The 6,739-nt window shown below is 58.4% G+C and carries 6 protein-coding genes; all 6 read right to left on the reverse strand.

What is annotated here, in order from left to right:
• Window positions 1-502: ABC transporter ATP-binding protein (locus AC1DRJ_RS16740; protein WP_477803132.1), on the reverse strand; the 502-nt coding region annotated here is incomplete at its 3' end.
• Window positions 499-1,371: an ABC transporter ATP-binding protein gene (locus AC1DRJ_RS16745; protein WP_477803133.1), complete on the reverse strand. Its 873-nt coding sequence runs from the start codon at window positions 1,369-1,371 to the stop codon at window positions 499-501. The genes AC1DRJ_RS16740 and AC1DRJ_RS16745, both read right to left, overlap by 4 nt.
• Window positions 1,368-2,651, reverse strand: a complete 1,284-nt coding sequence (livM, locus tag AC1DRJ_RS16750) for a high-affinity branched-chain amino acid ABC transporter permease LivM (protein ID WP_477803134.1) — start codon at window positions 2,649-2,651, stop codon at window positions 1,368-1,370. The genes AC1DRJ_RS16745 and livM overlap by 4 nt, the downstream gene beginning before the upstream one ends.
• Before the next feature lie 3 nt (window positions 2,652-2,654).
• Window positions 2,655-3,569 carry an ABC transporter permease subunit gene (locus AC1DRJ_RS16755; protein WP_477803135.1) on the reverse strand — a complete coding sequence of 305 codons (915 nt, stop codon included), beginning with the start codon at window positions 3,567-3,569 and terminating at the stop codon, window positions 2,655-2,657.
• 181 nt (window positions 3,570-3,750) lie between these two features.
• Window positions 3,751-4,884 carry a branched-chain amino acid ABC transporter substrate-binding protein gene (locus AC1DRJ_RS16760; protein WP_477803136.1) on the reverse strand — a complete coding sequence of 378 codons (1,134 nt, stop codon included), beginning with the start codon at window positions 4,882-4,884 and terminating at the stop codon, window positions 3,751-3,753.
• Between the two features lie 364 nt (window positions 4,885-5,248).
• On the reverse strand, window positions 5,249-6,532 hold the full coding sequence (amaA, locus tag AC1DRJ_RS16765) for an L-pipecolate oxidase (protein ID WP_477803137.1): 1,284 nt from the start codon (window positions 6,530-6,532) through the stop codon (window positions 5,249-5,251).
• Window positions 6,533-6,739: the final 207 nt, after the last annotated feature.

Raw genomic sequence — 6,739 nt, forward strand, 5'->3', positions numbered from 1 at the left:
GGCCCAGGCTCGGCTCGTCAAGCAATAGCAGTTTCGGCCGGCTCATCAACGCACGCGCGATGGCGAGCATTTGCTGTTCGCCCCCGGACATGGTCATCGCCCGCTGATTGCGCCGTTCTTCGAGTCTTGGGAACAACTCGAACATGCGTTGCATGTCTTCCTTGGCGTACTTGTCACCGATAGGGATGGTACCCATCAGCAGGTTTTCCTCGACGGTCATGTCGGGGAACACCCGCCGGCCTTCCGGCGATTGCGCGATACCGTTTGAGGCGATGTAGTGCGACGACTTGTGCGTAATGTCCACACCCTGATAGATGATCTGCCCGTCCGCCGCGCGCGGCTGGCCGAAGATCGACATCAACAGGGTCGACTTGCCGGCACCGTTGGAGCCGATCAGGCTGACGGTTTCACCTTCATTGATGTGCAGCGAGACTTTCTTCAGGGCCTGGATCGGCCCGTAAAACACGTCCAGCTCCTTGAGTTCGAGGATGGGTTGCGTCATACCACTTCCTCTTCGTCGGCGCCCAGGTAGGCTGCAATCACTTTCGGGTCGTTGCGGATAGCATCGGGGCCGCCCTCGGCGATCACGATGCCGTGGTCCAGCACCACAATGTGGTCGGAAATACTCATTACCATGCCCATGTCGTGTTCGATCAGCACCACGGTCAGATCGTGCTCGTCACGCAGCAGCCGGATCATCGCGCTCAGCGCTTCGGTTTCCTGAGGGTTGAGGCCAGCGGCTGGTTCGTCGAGACAGATGATCTGCGGACGGGTGCACATGGCCCGGGCAATCTCCAGACGGCGCTGTTGGCCGTAAGACAGCTCACCGGCCAGGCGGTTGGCGCAATCCACCAGATCCACCACTTCCAGCCAGTAGAAGGCGTGGTCCAGTGCATCACTTTCTGCCTTGCGGTAGCCCTTGGTATTGAGGATGCCGGCCAACATGCTGCGGTTGACCCACATGTGTTGGGCCACCAGCAGGTTTTCCAGTACCGACATTTCCTTGAACAGGCGAATGTTCTGGAAGGTCCGTGCCAGGCCGGCACGGTTCACCAGGTGGGTGCCGCCGAATGCCTTGTAGAACAGCCGACTGGCGAAGGATCTCGGCGAAACGAAGTCGGTCGGTTTGAATGATTCGCCCAGCAGTTTGATGACGTTGGTCTGTTGCCCACGAATGTTGAGTTCGATTTTGCCGCCCGAGGCCTTGTAGAACCCGGTCAGGCAGTTGAACACCGTGGTTTTGCCAGCGCCGTTGGGGCCGATCAGGGCGAAGATCGAGTTGCGATGCACTTTCAGGCTGACATCGCTCAGCGCCTTGATGCCGCCAAAGTGCATCATCAGCTTCTCGACCGAGAGTACGACTTCGCTCATGGCGCTACTCCTTTACGCGGGGTCACACCGGTACGGCTGATCCGAATCAGGCCGCGCGGTCGCCAGATCATCATCAACACCATCAGAATGCCGAACAGCAACACGCGGTATTCCGCGAAGCCACGCAGCWGTTCCGGGGCGACGGTCAGCACGAAGGCTGCAATCACCACGCCGATGGTCGAGCCCATGCCACCGAGTACCACGATGGCAAGAATCAGGGCCGATTCGAAGAAGGTAAACGAGGTCGGGTTGACGAAGCCCTGGTAGGTGGCAAAGAACACGCCAGCCAGGCCGGCCGTAGAAGCGCCGATGGTGAACGCCGAGAGCTTCACAAGCACGTGGTTCAGGCCCATGGAGCGGCAGGCGATTTCGTCTTCACGCAAGGCTTCCCAGGCGCGGCCGACGGGCATGCGGGTCAAACGGTGCTTGATGTACAACACCGCCAGCACAACCAGGAACAGCACCGCATAAATGAAGTAGTACTTCACGTCCGGGTTGTAGGCGATGCCGAAGTACTCGTGGAATGGTATGCCACCGTCTTTCGCCCGCTTGCCGAATTCCAGGCCGAAGAACGTTGGCAGCGGCGCCGCCATGCCGTTCGGACCACCGGTAAACGACAACCAGTTGTTGAGGATCAAGCGGATGATCTCCCCGAAGCCCAGGGTCACGATCGCCAGGTAGTCACCGTGCAGGCGCAACACCGGGAAACCGAGGATGCAGCCGGCAAGCCCGGCAGTGATCGCCGCCAGCGGCAACACCGTCCAGAAGCCCAGGCCGAGGTACTGGTAACCGAGCGCCAGGCCATAGGCGCCAATGGCATAGAACGCCACGTAACCCAGGTCGAGCAGGCCAGCCAGGCCGACCACGATGTTCAATCCCAAACCGAGTAGCACGTAGATCAACCCAAGGATGACCACGCCCAACAGGTAGGAGTTGGAGAAAAACGGAAACACCACGGCAATGACGATCATCAGCGGGATGATCCAGCGCAACCGGGATTTGTAATCGGGCGGCAGTACATGCACCCCGGAGCCGGTGGTTTCAAATCCATCGAGGATTTTCAGGCCCCTGGAGGTTTGCAGGAACAGGCTCAGGGTAAAACGACCGGCCATGACGATGGCGATAATCCATGCCACCCGGGTCGTTTCCAGGTTGAATCCGTAGCCATCGAGTACGACACCGACTATCGGCCCGAACACGATCAGGGCAATGAGGCCGGCAAGAATCGCGTCAACCAGACTTTTTTTGATATCAATGGTTTTTTTAGTGGTTGAAGACATCGCTTACACCTTCGACACAAGAGGACGGCCGAGCAGGCCTTGGGGCCGAAAGACCAGAACGAGGACCAGCAACGAGAAACTGAAAACGTCTTTGTAGTCAGAATTGACCAGACCGGAAAACAGCGACTCGGAAATCCCGAGAATGATCCCGCCGAGCATGRCACCCGGTAGCGAACCGATCCCGCCGAGCACAGCGGCGGTGAACGCCTTGATACCGATGATGAAGCCGGCATAGAAGTCGAAAGTGCCGTAGTTCATGGTGATCAGCACGCCGGCCAAGGCCGCCATCGCTGCACCGATGATGAACACGTAGGAAATCACCCGATCGGTGTTGATCCCCAGGATCGAAGCCATCTTGCGGTCTTGCTGGGTGGCGCGGCACATGCGGCCGAGCTTGGTGTACTTGATGATGTAGGTCAGCAGGGCCATGCCGGCAAACGCTGCAACCAGAATGAAGACCTTGGTGTAGGTCAATTGCACAAAACCCGAGCCGATATCGACGCGCCAGGCACCCGTCAGCAAGGTGGGCACACCCTGTTGCTTCGCGCCTTGTGCGATCTGTGCATAGTTTTGCAGGATCAGCGAAATACCGATGGCGCTGATCAGCGGCGCCAGTCGGGTGGAGTTGCGCAGGGGTTTGTAGGCAACGCGCTCGATGACCCAGCCATACACCGCCGTGACGATGATGGTAAAGATCAGTGTGCCGAGCATCAGCAGCGGGAAAGATTCGATACCGAAGTAAGCCAGCAGAGCCAGACTGATTGCCGCCAGGTAAGCAGAAATCATGTAAACCTCGCCGTGGGCGAAGTTGATCATGCCGATGATGCCATAGACCATTGTGTAGCCGATGGCGATCAGGCCATAGACCGACCCGAGGGTCAGGCCGTTGACCAGTTGCTGCAGGAAAATACCATCCATAACGCAATCTCACGCAATGAGAACCTGCACACCTGTGGGTGTGCGGTTCTTCTAGAAAAATACAGATGTACGTCGGAGCGATGTCAGACACGGTCAGACAGGCCATCACAGGATCCTGTGGGAGCGAGCAGGCTCGCTCCCACATAGAGCAACTGTGGGAGTCAGCTGATCGAGTCAGCCCTTACTTCTGTTTTTCCAGCTGGTGGTATTTGCCGTCCTTGTCCCACTGGTAAACCACATAGTCGGACACTTTCAGGTCGCCCTTGCCATCCCAGGTCTTCTCGCCCATGACGGTTTTGACCGGGTTTTTCTTCAGCCACGCAGCCGCTTCTTCGCCTTTGTTGGACTTGGCGCCATTGAAGGCAGCAGCCAGGGCCTGGACCGAAGCGTAAGCGTACAGGGTGTAGCCTTCAGGCTCGGTACCGGCCTTACGGAATGCGTCTACCACTGCCTTGCTTTCTGGCAACATGCGTGGATCGGCGCCGAACGTCATCAACACGCCGTCGACGAATTGCGGACCGCCAGCGGTGGTCACCAGTTCATCGGTCACGATGCCGTCATCGGACATGAACTTGACGTCTTTCAGACCTTGTTCACGCAGCTGGCGAACCAGAGGACCGGCTTCCGGGTGCAGGCCACCGAAGTAGACGACATCGGCGCCAGCGCCGCGGATTTTGGTCACGATGGTGCTGAAGTCTTTTTCGCCACGGGTCAGGCCTTCATACAGCACCGGGGTCACGCCGCGCTTGACCAGTTGAGCCTTGGTGGCATCTGCCAGACCTTGACCGTAGGTGTCCTTGTCGTGCAGCACGACAACCTTCTTGCCCTTGAGCACGTCGACGATGTAGTCGCCGGCCACGATGCCTTGCTGATCGTCACGCCCGCACATACGGAACATGGCGCTCAGGCCGCGCTCGGTAACGGCCGGGTTGGTTGAACCCGGGGTGATTGCGATGATGCCCGCTTCGTCGTAGATCTCGGAAGCAGGGATGGTCGACGAGGAGCAGAAGTGACCGACTACGCCTGCGACTTTCTGGTTGGTCAGGTCCTTGGCGACCGTCACAGCCTGTTTCGGTTCGCAGGCATCATCGCCTTTGACCAGTACGATTTTTTCCCCGTTTACGCCACCCGACGCGTTGACCGCGTCGGCTGCAGCCTGTGCACCCTTCATGTACTGCTCGCCAAATGCCGCGTTGGCGCCYGTCATCGGACCCGCCACACCGATTTTCACATCAGCTTGTGCAAACGCAGAAACACCCAGCGCAGCTGCCACTGCGAGGGCCAGAAAGCCTTTCTTGTAAAACGTCTGGGACATGAGGTGGTGCTCCAAGGTTTTTTTTTAGTTGGCACTGCGATTTCTCTGAATGCTCAGAGCAAGGGCCGTGCCATCGGTTTTTTATTCTGAAAAAAGTCGCTGCATTATTGTTTTTTCGACAATTTCGGTCCCATTTTCATTGGGCGTGCAACCGTCTAAACCGCGGAAGGTAAAACCATTTATTTTTAAAGGCGCAACCCGCATGCGCCATCATTGCAACCGCGGCGCCAAACGACGTGCAACCAGCCTGTAACACCGTTCGTCACCGAAGTGCACACTGCTGGTGCGGGACTGCTACAACCCGCACCATCACAGGCTAGTCGCTGCGCCGAAAAGCGCCGCTTCCAGCAACAAATTTCAACAATCAGATAACGATCCGCAGGCACTGGCCTGCGTGATACAGCGAAAACCCGGCCTCGTACAAACAGCTGCGCAGCCCGACTCCCGCCATTGGCTGCATGGGAGCAAAAGGTATCGGCAACGCTTGAGGATTTCCGTTACACAAATAATCGGCAAAGGCTTTGCCGACGACTGTACCTGTCGTCACACCACGACCGTTGTAACCGGTGACTGCCACTAAACCGGGCGCCGGTTCGAACAGACGCATCAAATGATCGGGGGTGAACGCAATGCGCCCGGTCCAGGTGCATTCCCACTCCACCGGTTTGAGGTAGGGAAAATAGTGCTGCTGAACACGGTCGGCCCATGCCTTGAGGAACCAGGCCGGCTTCTGATTGCCATTACCGAGACTGCCGAGCAATAACCGCCCGTCCTTGTCGCGACGAATGCTGCTGAGCACCTGGCGAGTGTCCCAGGAACCCTGGCCACCGGGCAGAATCTGTTGCGCGGCGTCTTCGGTCAGAGGGACCGACGCCACTTGGTAGTAGTAACCGGGGAAGAAGTTACGCCGCAACTCCGTCCAGTCGCCTTCGGTGTAAGCATTGGAAGCAATCACGACTTTCTCGGCCATGACCGAACCCTGAGCGGTTTGCACCGACCAGCGTTGGCCCTGACGTTCGAGCCGGGTGACCGGAGAATGATCAAACAGTTGGCCGCCCAAGCCGATGGCCGCTTTGGCCAGCCCGGTGGTATAGGCCATCGGATTGAGGGTGCCAGCACGTCGATCGAGCAACGCTGCGGCGATTTTTTTAGTGCCCGTCGCCTGCTCGCAGGCTTGCCCGGTCAGTAGCTCGACCGGCGCTCCGCGACGTTTCCATTGTGCTTCACGACTGCGCAAATCCGCTTCGCCACGGGCGTTGTGCGCCATGTGAAGCGTGCCTTCTCGGCGTAACTGGCAATCGATGTTGTACTTGTCCACAAGGCTGAACACCAGGGACGGCGCCGCACCGAGCATGCGGTTGAGCTGGCTGCCCACCGCTTCGCCGAATCCGGCTTCGATGTCGTCCGGTGCAATCCACATGCCGGCGTTGACCAAGCCGACATTGCGCCCCGAACCACCATGGCCGGCGCGATGAGCTTCCAGCACACACACCGATTTACCTTGTTCCAGCAGATGCACCGCCGCCGACAGACCGGTGAAACCGGCACCGATGACGCAGACATCGACTGTCACTTCACCCTTGAGCGCCGCGTTGTCGGGCCTTTGCGGCGTCAGTTTTTCCCACAGACACTCTTCGCGTAACGGCATTGCCAGACTCCGAAAATGAAACCTAACCAACCCGATCGTTCCCACGCTCGGCGTGGGAATGCAGCCCGGGACGCTCCGCGTCCCAACAACGGACGCGGAGCGTCCAATGAGGCATTCCCACGCMGAGCGTGGGAACGATCGGGTTGGTTAGGTTTCATTTTCGGAGTCTGGCAATGCCGTTACGCGAAGAGTGTCTGTGGGAAAAAC

The organism is Pseudomonas sp. P5_B2, from assembly GCF_056400445.1.